The sequence below is a fragment of the Caulobacter sp. CCH9-E1 genome (assembly GCF_001556515.1).
Classification (GTDB): Bacteria; Pseudomonadota; Alphaproteobacteria; order Caulobacterales; family Caulobacteraceae; genus Caulobacter.
Genome location: NZ_LSJA01000317.1, coordinates 39,116 through 53,961, shown reverse-complemented (window position 1 = coordinate 53,961; position 14,846 = coordinate 39,116). Strand labels below are relative to the sequence as shown.

Here is a 14,846-nt window from a genome sequence, read left to right as displayed (position 1 = left end):
CGCTCCTACTGCGACAGGTGCCGGGCGGCGAAGTCGCGGCGGAACTGCTCGAACCGCCCCTCCGCGATCGCCGCGCGCATGGCGGCGGTCAGCGCCTGGAAGAAGGCGATGTTGTGCCAGGACAGTAGCACCTGCCCCAGGATTTCCTCGGCCTTGAACAGGTGGCGCAGATAGGCCTTGGAGTAGTCGCGGCTAGCCGGGCAGTCGCTGGTCGGGTCCAGCGGCGTGTCATCCTCGGCGTACTTGGCGTTCTTCAGATTGATCGGCCCGTCCCAGGTCCAGGCCTGACCATGGCGGCCCGAGCGGGTCGGCAGCACGCAGTCGAACATGTCGACGCCGCGCGCCACGGCCTCGACCAGGTCGATCGGCTTGCCCACGCCCATCAGGTAGCGCGGGCGATCGTGGGGCAGCAGGCCCGGCGCGTAGTCGAGGACCTCGCACATCGCCTCATGGCCCTCGCCAACCGCCAGACCGCCGATGGCGTAGCCGTCAAAACCGATCTCCTGCAGCTTTTCAGAAGACTCGCGACGCAAGTTTTCGAAGGTCGAGCCCTGCTGGATGCCGAATAGGGCCTGGGTGTCGCGCGTTCCGAAAGCGTCCTTCGAACGCTTGGCCCAGCGGGCGGAGAGCTCCATGCCCTTGCGCGCCCTCGCCTCCTCGGCCGGCCAAGCGACGCACTCGTCCAGCTGCATGACGATGTCGCTGCCCAGCAGGTCGGCCTGGATCTCGATCGAGCGCTCGGGGGTCAGCACGTGCTTGGAGCCGTCGACGTGGCTGGAGAAGGTCACGGCCTCCTCGGTCAGCTTGCTGATGCCCGACAGGCTCATGACCTGGAAGCCGCCGCTGTCGGTGAGGATCGGCTTGTCCCAACGCATGAACTTGTGCAGCCCGCCCAGCCGCGCCACGCGCTCGGCCGAGGGCCGCAGCATCAGGTGGTAGGTGTTGCCCAGGATGATGTCCGCGCCGGTGTCCTTGACCTGGTCGACGGTCATCGCCTTGACCGTGGCGGCCGTGCCGACCGGCATGAAGGCCGGCGTGCGGATGTCGCCGCGCGGCGTCTTGAGGACGCCCGTGCGCGCCTTGCCGTCCGTGGCTTTGATCTCGAAAGGGAACGCGGCCATCAGCGGCTCTCGGGCTCGGCGCGGAACAGCAGGCTGCCGTCGCCATAGGAATAGAAGCGATAGCCCGTCGATATGGCGTGCTCATAGGCCGCGCGCATCGTCTCGCGTCCGGCAAACGCGCTGACCAGCATGAACAGGGTCGACTTGGGCAGGTGGAAGTTAGTCATCAGCACATCCGCGGCGCGGAAGCGATAGCCCGGCGTGATGAAGATCGCGGTCTCGTCGGCGAACGGCCGCACGACGCCGTCCTCGCCCGTGGCGCTCTCCAGCAGGCGCAGCGAGGTGGTGCCGACGCAGATGATCCGGCCGCCAGCGGCGCGGGCGGCGTTCAGGGCGTCGGCGACTTCGCGCGTCACCTGTCCGTACTCGGCGTGCATCTTGTGTTCGGAGACGTCGTCGGTCTTGACCGGCAGGAAGGTGCCCGCCCCAACGTGGAGGGTGACGAAATGCGTCGAAACGCCCTTGGCCTTCAGGGCCTCGAGCAGTTCAGGCGTGAAGTGCAGTCCGGCGGTCGGCGCGGCGACGGAGCCGTCTTCGCGCGCATAGACGGTCTGGTAGTCGGCGCGGTCCCGGTCGTCCTCCCCGCGCTTGGCGGCGATATAGGGCGGCAGCGGCATGTCGCCATGGCGAGCGATGCCGATATCGAGGTCAGGCCCGGAAAGGTCGAAGGCCAGCAGGACCTCGCCGCCCTCGTGCTTCTCGGCGACCGTGGCGTCCAGGCGGTCGAGTTCGCAGGCGCGGTCGTCGCGCGCGCCAAAGGCGACGCGGTCGCCGACCTTCAAACGCTTGCCGGGACGCATGAAGGCGCTCCAGCGGTCCGGCGCGACGCGCCGGTGCAAGGTCGCCTCGACCGCGACAGGCGTGCCGTCCGCGCCGCCCGTCGTCCGCCCCTCGCGCAAGCCCGCGAGACGCGCCGGGATCACACGGGTGTCGTTGAAGACCATGGCGTCGCCAGGACGCAGGAAATCGGGCAGTTCGCGAACCACATGATCGGCCAGACCCTGGCCAGGCCGTACGACCAGCAGACGCGCGGCGTCGCGCGGCTCGGCCGGCCGCAGGGCGATGCGATCCTCGGGGAGGTCGAAGTCGAAGTCGGATAGGCGCATGGGCGCGCTTCAAGCGCACGATGGGCGCCGAAGGTCAAGAGTCAGGCGATCAGCGGGAGAGACGCAAGGAAGCGATAAACCGTAAAACGCGGGCGCGCCAACGGTCATTGACGCATGCTAACAGCGGCTCATGCGTCTCATTGCACAGCTCATGAGTCTTCTCGTCCGCGGCACGGGCCTGATGCTAGGCCTATGTGGCGCCATTCTCGCTCTGATGAGCCTGGGCGGCGCGGTCAGCCCCCGGCTGGACGCCCTGACCCACGCGGCGCCGCTGTGGCTGGCCATGGGTGTCGGCGCGGTCCTGCTGGGAGGCCTCTTCGCGCGCGAAGCCGAGCGATGGGTCATCGTTGCGCTCGGCGTTGTCACGGTCAGCGCCTGCGGCGTGATGATGCTGCCCGAACTGCGCATGGCCTGGCGCTTCAAGCCGGAGGCCACCGCGCCGGGCGACCTCAAGATCATCCAGTTCAATGCCTGGCACGAGAACTACGCGCCGGAAAAGAGCCTGGAGTGGCTGCTGGCGCAGGACGCCGACGTCATCGTGATGGAGGAAGGCGGCGGGGCGGCTTGGGCCGTCAACAAGGGCCTGCGGGCCGCCTATCCCTTCGTGTCCTGCAAGTCCGGGCGCTGCGAGCCCTGGATCTTTTCCCGAAGGAAGGTGAGCGCCTCCGGCTCGCTTCAGAAGGGGCTGCCGGGCGCATGGGCGACGATCGAGGACCCAGCGGGCCCCTTTACGGTCCTCGGCGTCCATTATGTTTGGCCCGTGCCGGCGGGGCGCCAGCAGGTGCAATCGGCGACGCTGGTCAAAGCCGCCTCCAACTTCGACCAGCGAACCCTGATCGTGACCGGCGACTTCAACTCGACGCCTTGGTCCTTCACCCTGAGGCGTCAGGACAAGGCGTTGGGCCTTAACCGATGGACCCGGGCCCTGCCCTCCTGGCCGTCCGGTCAGTTCTCGCGCGTCGCCGCCGCGCCGGCGCCCTTCCTGCCCATCGACCACGTCTATGCCGGCTCCGACTGGCGCGCGATCAAGGTCGAGCGCGGACCGGCCATTGGCTCCGACCATCGCCCCGTCATCGTGACGCTACGCCGATCGTCCAAATAGAAACGGCTCCAGACGCCAGGCCTGGAGCCGCTTGAATTCGCGAAGCGCTGAGGGTTAGGCGTCGGCCGCGATCTTGGCGCTGACGATCTTGCCCGGCTCTTTCGGCGGCTCGCCCTTCGGCAGAGCGTCGACATGTTCCATGCCTTCGACCACCTGACCCCAGACCGTGTACTGACCGTCCAGGAATGTGGCGTCGTCGAACACGATGAAGAACTGGCTGTTGGCAGAGTTCGGATCGGGCGTCCGGGCCATCGAGCAGATGCCGCGCACGTGCGGCTCCTTGTTGAACTCGGCCTTCAGGTCCGGCTTGTCCGAACCGCCGCGGCCGGTGCCCGACGGATCGCCGCCCTGGGCCATGAAGCCCGGGATCACGCGGTGGAAGACGACGCCGTCATAGAAGCCCTCGCGCACCAGCTCCTTGATCCGCTCGACGTGGCCAGGCGCCAGGTCGGGGCGCAGCTTGATGGTGACCGGACCGGTCTCCAGCGTCAGGATCAGGGTGTTTTCGAGGTCGGCCGACATGGTCTTCCCTTATGTGGCGAGTGATGCGACCGCGCTTCTAGCGCGGTTCAGGGCGCCCTGTGAACCAAGTCTTCGCGCGAAAACCGCTAGAGCTCAGCGAACTTCCGCCGGCAAATCGATGTCGCAGACAGAAAAGTCCGCGCCTTTCAAAGCCCTCAGACGCTGAGTTTCGGCGGCGAACCACGGGCCTTTTGGGTCAATAAGTCGCACCCTGGGCCGTTCGGCTTCGGGGATATCCGACAGCAGTCGAAGCTTCAGCATCTGGTCTTGCGGCGCGGGCACGGGTTCGCCCGTCTTGATGGCGCGCACCGCGCTTAATCCGCTGACCACGCGTCCAAAGGCGGTGTAGCGCTTGTCCAGCGACGGATAGGGCTGGCGCATCAGGAAGAACTGGCTGTTGGCCGAGTTGTTGTCCTCGTCCCGCGCCATGCCGACCACGCCGGGGCAATAGGTCCCCCAGGCCGCGACCTTATGGTCGCTGGTCATGTCGCTCCAGCTCCAGGCCTGGCTGACGACCGGCAGGGACTTCAGGTAGCCGACCTCAAGGCCGGCCGGCGCGGCCATGGGGACGAACGGCGTCTCGGCGGTGCGGCGGAACGTGAACTCGGCCTTGAGGTTGGGCTTGTCGGAGCCGCCCTCGCCCGTATTGGTCGGATCGCCTGTCTGAGCCATGAACCGGTCGATGACCCGGAAGAAGGTCCGACCATCATAGACGCCCGCGCGGGTCAGCTCCTGCAGGCGCGCGACGTGGTTTGGCGCGACTTCCGGGATCAGCTCGACCAGCACCCGGCCCTTGTTGGTGTCGATCACCAGGATCGTCTCGGGCGCGGGCGTGCGCCAATCCGCTTCCGACGGCTTGCTCGGCGTCGCCGCCATGGCGGCGCTCGAGGTCATCGCGAGAACCAGGCAGGGCGACAGCGCACGAGACAGCGTCATGTCATTTCACCTGAACGGGGACGTCGAGATCGCAATTGGTGAAGCTGGCGCCCAGTTCGGCCTGCCGCTTGGTCGCCAAAGCCTTGAAGGCGGCCGAGCGGGTGTCCATGACCCGCACCGAGGGACGCTTGTCCGCGGGCAGGTCGGCCAGCAGCTTGACGCTCAGCATCTTGTCCTGGGGATCGGGCACGGGCTCGCCCGTCTTGATGGCGCGGACGACATCGAGGCCCTGCAGCACGCGGCCGAAGGCGGTGTAGGTCTTGTCCAGCGAGGCGTTCGCCTGGCGCATGAAGAAGAACTGGCTATTGGCGCTGTTGGGATCGCCGGCGCGCGCCATGCCCAGGACGCCGGGACAGAAGTTGCCCCAGGTCGCGACCTTGCGATCGGCTGTCATCACGGCCAAGGCCGAGTTCTGGCTAGTGACGGGCAAGGCGTCGACCCAGCCCTGCTCGTTGCTGCCCACCTTGAAGCTGGCGCCCAGCGGCAGGTCGGCGCCACGGCGGAAGGTGAACTCGGCCGTCAGATTGGGCTGGTCCGAACCGCCCATGCCGGTGTTCTGCGGGTCGCCCGTCTGGGCCATGAAGTCGCTGATGACACGGAAGAAGGTCAGGCCGTCATAGAAGCCGCTCTTCACCAGGCTCCGGACGCGCTCGACGTGATTGGGCGCGGCCTGAGGATAGAGCTCGGCGATGATCCGCCCCTTGTTCGTCTCCACCACGATCACGTTATTGGGGTCAGGCGCGCGCCAGTCCGCGCCAGTTGGAGCGGCGGTCTGGGCCGAAGCCGTCGTAGCGGAGGCCGTCACTGCGGCGAGCGCCAAGGCGGCGGCGGTCATGGCGAACTTCATCGATTACCCCGAACAGACTAGGTCATGGCCGGCGTAGAACGACACGGCCTCCCCGACAAGTGCGACGAATCTTGGACCGCAGGATTCCGGCCGCTTCAGGGCGGAGGCCAAGCTCCCGCAAAGCCATCCGTCGAAATGTCCTTTGCATATCCCGCGCACCGAACATCGCCCGCGCGTCGTTGGTCTTTACCGTCCGCCTTGCGGACAACAACAAGGAGACCTTCGATGAACCGACACGCCCTCATGATCGGCTTGTCCGCCGCATCGCTCGCCGCCGCCACGGTCGTGGGCGGTTGCTCTCGCCAAGACCAGAACCAGACCCCGACGACAGCGACCGACCCAGCCGCGAGCAGCTCGACGACGGGCCAAACCCCGACAGCACCCGACATGACGACGCCCGGAAACGTCGACACCGGGACCGGCGCGAGCGGAACGGGAACAACGGGTTCGACGACCGGCGCCCCAGGGACCACCGGCTCGAACAGCACGCAGGATCGTTCGACGGGCACGACGCCAGGAGCGGCGACCTCAGGCTCGTCGTCAACCGCGACCAGCAGCGGTCAAAGCCCGCCACGCTAACCCGTCGTCGGCAACGGGAAGTCGCCAAGCGACTTTCCCGCCCTGGCGATCAGCCTCGCCCGACCTTGGTCAGCAGTTGCTGGGCGACGCCGCCGGGGACAAACTTGGAGATGTCGCCGCCCAGGGTGGCGATCTCCTTGACCAGCCGCGAGGCGATCGCCTGGTGACGCGGGTCGGCCATCAGGAAGACGGTCTCGATCTCGCGATCCAGTTGCTGGTTCATCGCCGTCATCTGGAACTCGTATTCGAAGTCGGCGACGGCCCGCAGGCCGCGCACGATCATCTGGGCGTTCACATCCCGGGCGAAGTGCATCAGCAGGCTTTCGAACGGCCTAACCTCGATCTCGGCGATCTTGGTCAGGTGCGCCGTCTCGCGCTCGAGAATGGCGACCCGCTCGTCCAGCGAGAACAACGGCCCCTTGCCGATATTCACGGCGACGCCGATCACCAGCTTGTCGACCAGCTTCACGGCCCGCCCGATGATGTCGAGATGACCGTTGGTGACCGGATCGAAAGTCCCGGGATAAAGCCCGACCCGCATGCAACCCCCTACGCTAACGGGAGAGGGTTACAGGGTCTCGTCCGCCCCGCTGTCCTCGCCCTGGTTATCGTCGCCGCCGGAATCGGCGAGACGTTCCACGCTGACGACGTGCTCGTCCTGCGCGGTGCGGAAGATGGTTACGCCCTGAGTATTCCGCGCTGCAACACGAATTTGCGAAACAGGCACGCGGATCAGCTGTCCGGCGTCGGTGACGAGCAGGATCTGGTCGCTCTCATCGACCGGGAACGAGCCCACCAGACGACCGCCGCGCTTGCTGAGATCCTGGGCCGCCAGGCCCTGGCCGCCACGGCCGGTGCGCCGGAAATCATAGGCGCTGGTCCGCTTGCCGAAGCCTTCCGACGACACGGTCAGCAGGATTTCCTCAGCCGCGCCCAGTTCGGCGATGCGTTCCGGCGTCAGGGTGGTTTCGTCGCCGTCCTCTTCGCCCTCGTCGGCGACGACGGGGGCGTCATCGCCCTCCTCGCCGGCGGCGCGCAGCATGGCGCGTTGGTGCTTGAGATAGGCCGCCCGCTCGGCGGGCGTCGCGTCGACGCTGCGCAGCACGGCCATCGAGATGACTTCGTCGCCCTCGGCCAGGCGCACGCCGCGCACGCCCGTGGAGTCGCGGCTGGCGAACACGCGGACCTCGTCGACCGAGAAGCGGATGCAGCGGCCGGCGGCCGTGGTCAGCAGCACGTCCTGGTCGGCGTTGCAGACCGCGACGCCGACGATGCCGTCGCCTTCGTCCAGCTTCATGGCGATCTTGCCGTTGCGGCGAACGTCCACGAAGTCGCTGAGCTTGTTGCGGCGAACGCTGCCCGAGCGGGTGGCGAACATCACGTCCAGGCCGCTCCAGGTCGCTTCGTCCTCCGGCAGAGCCAGGATCGAGGTGATGGTCTCGCCGGATTCGATCGGCAGCAGGTTGACGAACGCCTTGCCGCGCGAATTGGCGACGCCCAGCGGCAGGCGCCACACCTTCATCTTGTAGACCTTGCCGCCCGACGTGAAGAACAGCAGCGGCGCGTGGGTCGAGGCCGAGAACACGCGGGTGACGGCGTCCTCGGTCTTGGTCGCCATGCCCGACTTGCCCTTCCCGCCCCGGTGCTGGGTGCGGTAGTTGGCCAGCGGCGTGCGCTTGACGTAGCCGCCCATGGTGACGGTGATGACCATGTCCTCGCGGACGATCAGGTCCTCGTCTTCCACGTCGGCGTCGCCGTCGACGATCTGGCTGCGGCGCGGGATCGCGAACTTCTCGCGGACCTCGACCAGTTCCTCGCGAACCACCGCCATGATGTTGGCGCGATCGGACAGAAGCTCCAGATAGCCGCGGATGGCGTCGGCCAGGGCCTCGGCCTCGTTGCCGATTTCCTCGCGGCCCAGACCCGTCAGACGCGACAGCGTCAGGGCCAGGATGGCGCGGGCTTGCTCGTCGGTCAGGCGGATCAGGCCGCCCGCTTCCTGGATGGTGCGCGGGTCGGCGATCAGCTCGACCAGCGGCAGCATGTCGCCGGCCGGCCAGGACTTGGCCACTAGGCGCTCGCGGGCCTCGGTCGGATCCTTCGACGAGCGGATAATGTGGATGAACTCGTCGATATTGGCGACGGCGATGGTCAGGCCGACCAGCACGTGGCCGCGGTCACGCGCCTTGCCCAGTTCGAACTTGGTGCGGCGGACGACGACTTCCTCGCGGAACTCGACGAACAGCTGCAGCAGTTGGTGCAGGCCCATCTGCTCGGGACGGCCGCGGTTCAGGGCCAGCATGTTGACCCCGAACGAGGTCTGCAGCGCCGTGAAGCGATACAGCTGGTTCAGGATCACTTCGCCCGAGGCGTCGCGCTTCAGCTCGACCACGATGCGCATGCCGTCGCGGTTGGACTCGTCGCGGATGTCGGCGACGCCCTCGATCTTCTTGTCGCGGACCAGTTCGGCGATGTGCTCGACCAGATTGGCCTTGTTCACCTGATACGGGATCTCGGTGATGATGATGGCCTCGCGGCCGGCGCGCAGTTCCTCGACGCTGGCCACGCCGCGCATGACCACCGAGCCGCGACCGGTCAGCAGGGCCTGGCGCGGCGGCGCGCGGCCGATGATCTCGCCGCCGGTCGGGAAGTCGGGACCCGGCACCAGATCCAGCAACTGGTCGGTGGTGCAGTTCGGCTCGTCGATCAGCAGCAGGCAGGCGTCGATGATTTCGCCGAGGTTGTGAGGCGGGATGTTGGTCGCCATGCCGACGGCGATGCCGCCCGCGCCGTTGACCAGCAGGTTCGGGATCCGCGACGGCAGGACGGTCGGCTCCTGCTCCTTGCCGTCGTAGTTGTCGGCGAAGTCGACCGTGTCCTTGTCCAGGTCGGCCAGCAGCGCCATGGCCGGCGGGGCCATGCGGCACTCGGTATAGCGCATGGCCGCGGGCATATCGCCGTCGACCGAGCCGAAATTGCCCTGGCCGTCGATCAGCACCAGACCCATCGAGAACGACTGAGTCATGCGGACGAGCGTGAAGTAGATCGAGGCGTCGCCGTGCGGGTGATACTTACCCATCACGTCACCGACCACGCGGGCCGACTTGACGTAGGGACGGTCCGGCGTCTGCCCCTGCTCGTGCATCGAGAACAGCACTCGACGGTGCACGGGCTTGAGACCATCGCGCGCGTCCGGCAGGGCGCGGCTGACGATCACGCTCATCGCGTAGTCGAGGTAGGAGCGGCGGAGTTCGTCCTCGATGTTGATCGGGGCGATATCCCCGCGGGAACCGTCGGCGGGGATGGTGGTGTGTTCGTCGCTCAAGGGAATTTTTCGCCGTCAGAATCGGACACGGAACTGTCGGAAACTGTTAGCATTCCGACAGGGCGGACGCCACCTTTACGGCCGTTTCGTCCCCAGTCCCACGCTTGTTCAGAAGGAAACCCGCCATGCGCAGCCTCACCCTCGCGACGACCCTGGGCCTCGCCGCCCTGATCACCGCCGCGCCGGCCCTGGCCCAGACCGCCGCGACCGCCCAGGTCAAGGGCGGCGACGGCAAGGATATGGGCGCTATCGCCCTCACTGAGGCCCCTCACGGCGTCCTGCTGAAACTGGAGCTCAAGGGCCTGACGCCCGGCTGGCACGCGGTCCATTTCCACGAAAAGGGCGACTGCGGAACGCCGGACTTCAAGTCCGCCGGCGCCCACGTCCACACCACCGCTCAAGTCGTCCACGGCCTGCTGAACCCGGACGCGAATGACAACGGCGACCTGCCGAACATCTTCGCAGGCGCCGACGGCTCGGCCACGGCGGAAATCTACTCGACGCTGGTCTCGCTGAAGGGCGCCGGCGGCCGTCCGGCCCTATTGGATGCTGATGGCTCGGCGATCGTCGTCCACGCCAGCCCCGACGACCACAAGAGCCAGCCGATCGGCGGCGCCGGCGCGCGCGCCGCTTGCGGCGTGATCAAGTAGTCGCTTAGCTCCCGCCGAGACTCACCCCTCGGCGGGACACCCCATGCGTATCTGGCGACTGTCGATCCTTGCTCTGCTGCTCGCCACGACCGCGGCCTGCGACGGCTCCAAGCGCGACCGCAAGGCCGAGGCCCCGCCCCTTCCGCCGCCCCAAACGGCGCCTGCCCCGCCTCAGCAACCCGCATCCGAGCCGACCGAGTTGGTCTCGCTGGCGTGGCGACCGGCCAACGCCAACCAGAACCTGCAGGCCTTCGATTTTGAGGTCACCGGCCTCGATGTGCTGGCCGTCTGCCACGTGCCGCCCGGCTGGACGATCAACGCCACCGGCGCGGGAGAAGGCGTCACCGAACTGAAGGGCCAGGCCACGGTCGGCGCGGCCTATGTCAGCCTCGACGACATGCAGGACATCGCGGGCCTGTTCCTGGTGCGCGCTCGGAAGGGCGAGCCCTTGGCGGTGAAGGGGCAGATCACCACGGGGACCTATGACGGCGACCAGACGGAGATCCAGGCCACGCCCGCCCTGCTTCGCCGCGAAGCCGCCGAGCGCTGCCCGCCCCCGAAGGGCTAGGCGGCTTCGGCCAGCGCCTCTTCCGGCTTGATCCGCTTTTCGGTCATCGCGACCAAGGCCACGCCGACCATGGTCGCGCCGCCGCCGATCAGCAGCTGCGGCGTCAGCTTGTCGCCCAGGAACAGAATGCCGATGGTGCACGAGACCAACGGCGTCAGTAGGAAATAGGGCGTAACCCGCCCGGCCTCGCGTCGCTGGACCAGCCAGAACAGCAAGGCGCTGGCCCCAACCGTCGAGACCACGGCGGCGAACAGCACCGCCGCCCAGGCGATCGGCGGCGCGGCCTTGATGCGTTCGACCTGCCCCGTCTCGAAGACGAACGACATGGCCAGCAGCACCGGGGCCGCCACCAGGGCGGTCATGCCTTGCATCTTCAGCGGCTTGACGCCCGGCGTCTTGCGCACGAGCACGGTCGCCACGGCCCAGCACGCGCCCGCGAAGACGATCAGCGCAAGGGCCGGCAGGTCGCCCGCTCCATGCGGGTCAAGGCTCATCCAGGCCACGCCGACGAAGGCGATGACCAGCCCGATGACCGCCGGAGGCCGCATGCTCTCGCCCAGCATCCGCCAGGCGAAGATGGCGGTGAACGGAATCCACAGCTGGCTCGCCACGACCAGCGGGCTCAGCGCCTTGGCCATGCTGAAGGCGACGTAGATCATTCCGAAATGGATCGGTCCGGTCAGCAGGACGATCGCCAGCACCTTGCGCGGCTCCGGGAACGGCGGCCGGATGAACGGAAACAGGAAGGCCAGCGCCACCAGGAACCGCAGGCCGCCCATCAGCATCGGCGGCAGGTATAGCGTCGCCACCTTGGCGGCGGCGTTGTTGATCCCCCAGGTCAGGATGATCGCCAGGATGGCGAGATATTCCAGGCCGGTCAGGGGGGAGGACTTGGCGGACATGGCCCCGCTTGGACCAGACCCGCCGCCTCGGGTCAATCGCGGCTCAGGCGACGCCGGCCACCTCACGGACAGCGGATGTCAGCAGGGCGAGGTCCTCGTCCGGCGTCGTGAAGGCCGGCGTCAGATAGATGACCTTGCCCATCGGCCGGATCCAGGCGCCCAACTCGGCGAAACGCGCGCAGAGCTCGCCGACCGCGACGGGCGCATCGAACTCGACGACGCCGATCGCGCCCAGGGTGCGAACGTCGACAACGCCCTTCCCTTCCCGACATGGCTCAAGACCCTCGGCGAGCGCGGCGCCCACCTGCGCGACATCCGCCGCCCAGGCGCCATCCTCGAACAGGTCCAGCGAGGCGTTGGCGGCGGCGCAGGCCAGCGGATTGGCCATATAGGTCGGTCCGTGCATCAGGGCCGCGCCGGCGTCATCCGACCAGAAGGCTTCGAAGACCTTGCGCGAGGCGACAGCGGCCGACAACGGCAGCGTGCCGCCGGTCAAGGCCTTGGACAGGGTGACGATGTCGGGTTCGATCCCCGCCGCCTGCATGGCGAACAGGGTTCCGGTACGGCCAAAGCCGGTGAAGATCTCGTCGAAGATCAGCAGGACGCCGTGCTTGTCGGCGAGCCGGCGCAAGACCCTCAGAACCTCCGGCGAGTGCAGCAACATGCCGCCAGCGCCCTGCACCAGCGGCTCGATCAGGATCGCCGCGATCTCTTGTCCGCGTTCGGCCAGCAGCACGTCCAGCGCCGCCTCGCCGTCTGCGTCGCGCGGCAGGTCGGCGATGACCTGGGCCGGCATGACGCCCGCGAACAGGCTGTGCATCCCCTCCTCCGGGTCGCAGACCGTCATCGTCGCCAGGGTGTCGCCGTGATAGCCGCCCCGGAAGGCCAGGAACTTGGTGCGTCCCGCCACGCCCCGATTGATGTGGAACTGCAGCGCCATCTTCATGGCGATCTCGACCGAGACCGAGCCACTCTCGGCGAAGAAGACGTGGTTCAGGTCTCCCGGCAGCATGCGCGCCAGACGCTCGGCCAGCCGATAGGCCGGCTCATGCGCGAGGCCGCCGAACATCACGTGCGGCATCCGTTCGATCTGCTCACGCAGGGCGGCGGCGATGTGCGGGTGGTTGTAACCGTGGCAGGCCGTCCACCACGAAGCCAGGCCGTCGACCAGCTCACGACCATCCGCCAGGACCAGCCGGGAGCCGCGCGTCGCCACGACCGGCAGCGGCGGCCGGGCGGTCTTCATCTGGCAATAGGGCCGCCAGACATGCGGCGCGCCGGCGGCCAGCCAATCGGGATCGGTCATGACGGTTTCCGTTTGCGGACTCGGGGCGCCTTGCCTATTCCCGCCCACCAGCCACGGCAAACGGGAAACGACATGCAGAGCCTCGACGCCTTCGCCGGCGGCAAGCTGGCGGCCCTGGAAGCCAAGAGCCTGCGCCGCTGGCTGAAGCCCACCCGCCGCCACGACGGCGCCATGGTCGAACGCGACGGGCGACGGCTGATCTCGTTCTCCTGCAACGACTATCTGGGCCTGTCGCAGCATCCGCAGGTGCGCGCGGCGGCGGCCGAGGCGGCGCTAAACTACGGCGCGGGCGCGGCGGCCTCGCGTCTGGTGACCGGCGACCACCCGCTGCTCGGCGACCTCGAAAAGCGCCTGGCGCGCCTCAAGGGAACCGAAGCGGCCTGCGTGTTCGGCTCGGGCTATCTGGCCAACACCGGCGTGATCCCCACTCTGGTCGGCCCTGGCGACGTCGTTCTGATCGACGCCCTAGCCCATGCCTGCATCTGGGCCGGCGCGCAGCTGTCCGGCGCCAAGATCGTCAAGTTCGCCCACAACGACGTCGCCGACCTGGAGCGCCTTCTGGAAGCTGAACGGCCCCTCGCCCGCCACGCTCTTGTGGCCACAGATGGCGTGTTCTCGATGGACGGGGACATCGCGCCGCTGGATCGGCTTTCTCAGATCTGCGCGCGCCACGACGCCTGGCTGCTGAGCGACGACGCGCACGGGGTCGGGGTGCTGGCGGAAGGTCGCGGCTCGGCCGCCTTGTTCCCCGATGCGGAGATCCCGCTGCAGATGGGCACGCTGTCGAAGGCCTTGGGCTCGTACGGCGGATACCTCTGCGGCTCGCAGGCGGTCGTCGGTCTCCTCAAGACCCGCGCTCGCACGTTGGTCTACGCGACGGGTCTGCCGCCCGCCTCGGCCGCCGCCGCCCTTACGGCCCTGGATCTGATCGAGACGCAGCCGGAGTTGACCGTTCAGCCTCTCGCCAAGGCGAAGTTGTTCACCGGGCGCCTGGGCTTACCGGACGCACAAAGCCCGATCGTTCCGGTCGTGGTCGGAACCGCCGACGCCGCCCTCGCGGCCTCCGCGGCGCTGGAGGCGCTGGGCTTCCTGGTCGTGGCGATCCGCCCGCCGACCGTACCCGAAGGAACGGCGCGGCTGCGCGTCGCCTTCAACGCCGTCCACGCCGACGACGACGTCATCCGCCTGGCCGACGCCATCGCCGCGCTGCGGGGCGCCACCGCGTGAAAGCCTTCTTCGTCGCCGGAACCGGCACCGATCTTGGCAAGACCCACGTCGGCTGCGCGCTGCTGGAGGCCGCCCGGAAACGCGGCCTGCGCGTCGAAGCCTTCAAGCCGGTCGTCAGCGGTTTTGATCCGGCGGAGCCGGAGACCAGCGACCCGGCGCGCCTCGCCGCGGCGCTCGGCCGACCGAACGCCTGGGCCGATGTCTCACCGCGCCGGTATCGCGCGCCGCTCGCCCCAAACCTCGCCGCTCGGATGGAAGGCGACACCCTGCGGATGAGCGACCTCGTCGCCGATTGCCGGATCTGGCTGGCCGATCGCGCCGCCGACCTTGCCCTCGTCGAGGGCGCCGGCGGGGTCATGTCACCCATGACCGACGACGCGACAAACCTCGACCTGATGGTCGCGCTGGCCCTCCCCGTTCTGCTGGTCGCGGGCAGCTATCTGGGCACGGCCAGCCATCTGCTGACGGCGCTAGAGGTCGTTCGGGCGCGGGGCCTGACCGTCGCCGCGATCGTCGTCAGCGAAAGCCTCGACGCGCCGGACCTCCGCCAGACGGTCGAGATGCTGCGGGCCTTCGAGCGTCGAGCGCCCATCGTCGTCGCGCCGCGCTCGGCATGGGACGCGACCGAACTGGCGGACGTCCTGCTGACCTAGCC

The 14,846-nt window shown here is 68.1% G+C and carries 14 protein-coding genes; 5 read left to right on the top strand and 9 right to left on the bottom strand.

Annotation, left to right across the window (positions count from 1 at the left end; translation table 11 throughout):
* Window positions 1-5: 5 nt before the first annotated feature.
* Both tgt and queA read right to left on the bottom strand, forming a co-directional pair.
* Window positions 6-1,121 carry a tRNA guanosine(34) transglycosylase Tgt gene (tgt, locus tag AX690_RS18115; RefSeq protein WP_066681008.1) on the bottom strand — a complete coding sequence of 372 codons (1,116 nt, stop codon included), beginning with the start codon at window positions 1,119-1,121 and terminating at the stop codon, window positions 6-8.
* Entirely contained in the window at window positions 1,121-2,227 is a 1,107-nt protein-coding gene (gene queA / locus AX690_RS18110) for a tRNA preQ1(34) S-adenosylmethionine ribosyltransferase-isomerase QueA (protein ID WP_066681004.1), read from the bottom strand. Before queA ends, tgt begins: the two co-directional genes overlap by 1 nt.
* A 151-nt stretch (window positions 2,228-2,378) precedes the next feature.
* Between queA and AX690_RS18105 the strand changes: the two genes are divergently transcribed.
* Window positions 2,379-3,329 (top strand): endonuclease/exonuclease/phosphatase family protein, encoded by a 951-nt coding sequence (locus tag AX690_RS18105; protein WP_369798226.1) that lies wholly within the window; start codon window positions 2,379-2,381, stop codon window positions 3,327-3,329.
* Window positions 3,330-3,383: 54 nt separating this feature from the next.
* Here the strand turns inward: AX690_RS18105 and AX690_RS18100 are convergent, their stop codons facing one another.
* The 5 genes from AX690_RS18100 to gyrA form a co-directional block, all read right to left on the bottom strand.
* Window positions 3,384-3,851, bottom strand: a complete 468-nt coding sequence (locus AX690_RS18100) for a peptidylprolyl isomerase (RefSeq protein WP_066680999.1) — start codon at window positions 3,849-3,851, stop codon at window positions 3,384-3,386.
* A gap of 93 nt (window positions 3,852-3,944) precedes the next feature.
* A complete protein-coding gene (locus AX690_RS18095; RefSeq protein WP_066680998.1) occupies window positions 3,945-4,787 on the bottom strand; it encodes a peptidylprolyl isomerase in 843 nt (280 codons plus the stop codon).
* A 1-nt stretch (window position 4,788) separates the two neighbouring features.
* Window positions 4,789-5,634, bottom strand: coding sequence for a peptidylprolyl isomerase (locus tag AX690_RS18090; protein WP_066680996.1), 846 nt, complete (start codon window positions 5,632-5,634; stop codon window positions 4,789-4,791).
* A gap of 628 nt (window positions 5,635-6,262) precedes the next feature.
* Complete coding sequence (coaD, locus tag AX690_RS18085) at window positions 6,263-6,754, bottom strand: pantetheine-phosphate adenylyltransferase (protein ID WP_066680994.1); 492 nt, start codon at window positions 6,752-6,754, stop codon at window positions 6,263-6,265.
* 27 nt (window positions 6,755-6,781) lie between these two features.
* Window positions 6,782-9,538 (bottom strand): DNA gyrase subunit A, encoded by a 2,757-nt coding sequence (gene gyrA, locus AX690_RS18080; protein WP_066680992.1) that lies wholly within the window; start codon window positions 9,536-9,538, stop codon window positions 6,782-6,784.
* 125 nt (window positions 9,539-9,663) lie between these two features.
* Here gyrA and AX690_RS18075 point away from each other — a divergent pair, with 125 nt between their 5' ends.
* Both AX690_RS18075 and AX690_RS18070 read left to right on the top strand, forming a co-directional pair.
* Complete coding sequence (locus AX690_RS18075) at window positions 9,664-10,188, top strand: superoxide dismutase family protein (RefSeq protein ID WP_066680990.1); 525 nt, start codon at window positions 9,664-9,666, stop codon at window positions 10,186-10,188.
* A 43-nt stretch (window positions 10,189-10,231) separates the two neighbouring features.
* Window positions 10,232-10,756 carry a hypothetical protein gene (locus tag AX690_RS18070; protein ID WP_066680988.1) on the top strand — a complete coding sequence of 175 codons (525 nt, stop codon included), beginning with the start codon at window positions 10,232-10,234 and terminating at the stop codon, window positions 10,754-10,756.
* Here AX690_RS18070 and AX690_RS18065 read toward each other — a convergent pair.
* Both AX690_RS18065 and AX690_RS18060 read right to left on the bottom strand, forming a co-directional pair.
* Window positions 10,753-11,694, bottom strand: coding sequence for a DMT family transporter (locus AX690_RS18065; RefSeq protein ID WP_197426901.1), 942 nt, complete (start codon window positions 11,692-11,694; stop codon window positions 10,753-10,755). The two genes, AX690_RS18070 and AX690_RS18065, sit on opposite strands and share 4 nt — an antisense overlap.
* A 7-nt stretch (window positions 11,695-11,701) precedes the next feature.
* Window positions 11,702-12,964, bottom strand: coding sequence for an adenosylmethionine--8-amino-7-oxononanoate transaminase (locus tag AX690_RS18060; protein ID WP_066680984.1), 1,263 nt, complete (start codon window positions 12,962-12,964; stop codon window positions 11,702-11,704).
* A gap of 72 nt (window positions 12,965-13,036) precedes the next feature.
* Here AX690_RS18060 and bioF point away from each other — a divergent pair, with 72 nt between their 5' ends.
* Together bioF and bioD are read left to right on the top strand one after the other, a co-directional pair.
* Entirely contained in the window at window positions 13,037-14,191 is a 1,155-nt protein-coding gene (bioF, locus tag AX690_RS18055; protein ID WP_066680983.1) for an 8-amino-7-oxononanoate synthase, read from the top strand.
* Window positions 14,188-14,844: a dethiobiotin synthase gene (gene bioD, locus AX690_RS18050; RefSeq protein WP_066680981.1), complete on the top strand. Its 657-nt coding sequence runs from the start codon at window positions 14,188-14,190 to the stop codon at window positions 14,842-14,844. Before bioF ends, bioD begins: the two co-directional genes overlap by 4 nt.
* Window positions 14,845-14,846: the final 2 nt, after the last annotated feature.

Excerpts from the sequence above, each read along its gene's own strand:
- tgt (WP_066681008.1), bottom strand. The coding sequence starts at position 1,121 with ATGGCCGCGTTCCCTTTCGAGATCAAAGCCACGGACGGCAAGGCGCGC.
- queA (WP_066681004.1), bottom strand. The coding sequence starts at position 2,227 with ATGCGCCTATCCGACTTCGACTTCGACCTCCCCGAGGATCGCATCGCC.
- AX690_RS18105 (WP_369798226.1), top strand. The coding sequence starts at position 2,379 with ATGAGTCTTCTCGTCCGCGGCACGGGCCTGATGCTAGGCCTATGTGGC.
- AX690_RS18100 (WP_066680999.1), bottom strand. The coding sequence starts at position 3,851 with ATGTCGGCCGACCTCGAAAACACCCTGATCCTGACGCTGGAGACCGGT.
- AX690_RS18095 (WP_066680998.1), bottom strand. The coding sequence starts at position 4,787 with ATGACGCTGTCTCGTGCGCTGTCGCCCTGCCTGGTTCTCGCGATGACC.
- AX690_RS18090 (WP_066680996.1), bottom strand. The coding sequence starts at position 5,634 with ATGAAGTTCGCCATGACCGCCGCCGCCTTGGCGCTCGCCGCAGTGACG.
- coaD (WP_066680994.1), bottom strand. The coding sequence starts at position 6,754 with ATGCGGGTCGGGCTTTATCCCGGGACTTTCGATCCGGTCACCAACGGT.
- AX690_RS18075 (WP_066680990.1), top strand. The coding sequence starts at position 9,664 with ATGCGCAGCCTCACCCTCGCGACGACCCTGGGCCTCGCCGCCCTGATC.
- AX690_RS18070 (WP_066680988.1), top strand. The coding sequence starts at position 10,232 with ATGCGTATCTGGCGACTGTCGATCCTTGCTCTGCTGCTCGCCACGACC.
- AX690_RS18060 (WP_066680984.1), bottom strand. The coding sequence starts at position 12,964 with ATGACCGATCCCGATTGGCTGGCCGCCGGCGCGCCGCATGTCTGGCGG.
- bioF (WP_066680983.1), top strand. The coding sequence starts at position 13,037 with ATGCAGAGCCTCGACGCCTTCGCCGGCGGCAAGCTGGCGGCCCTGGAA.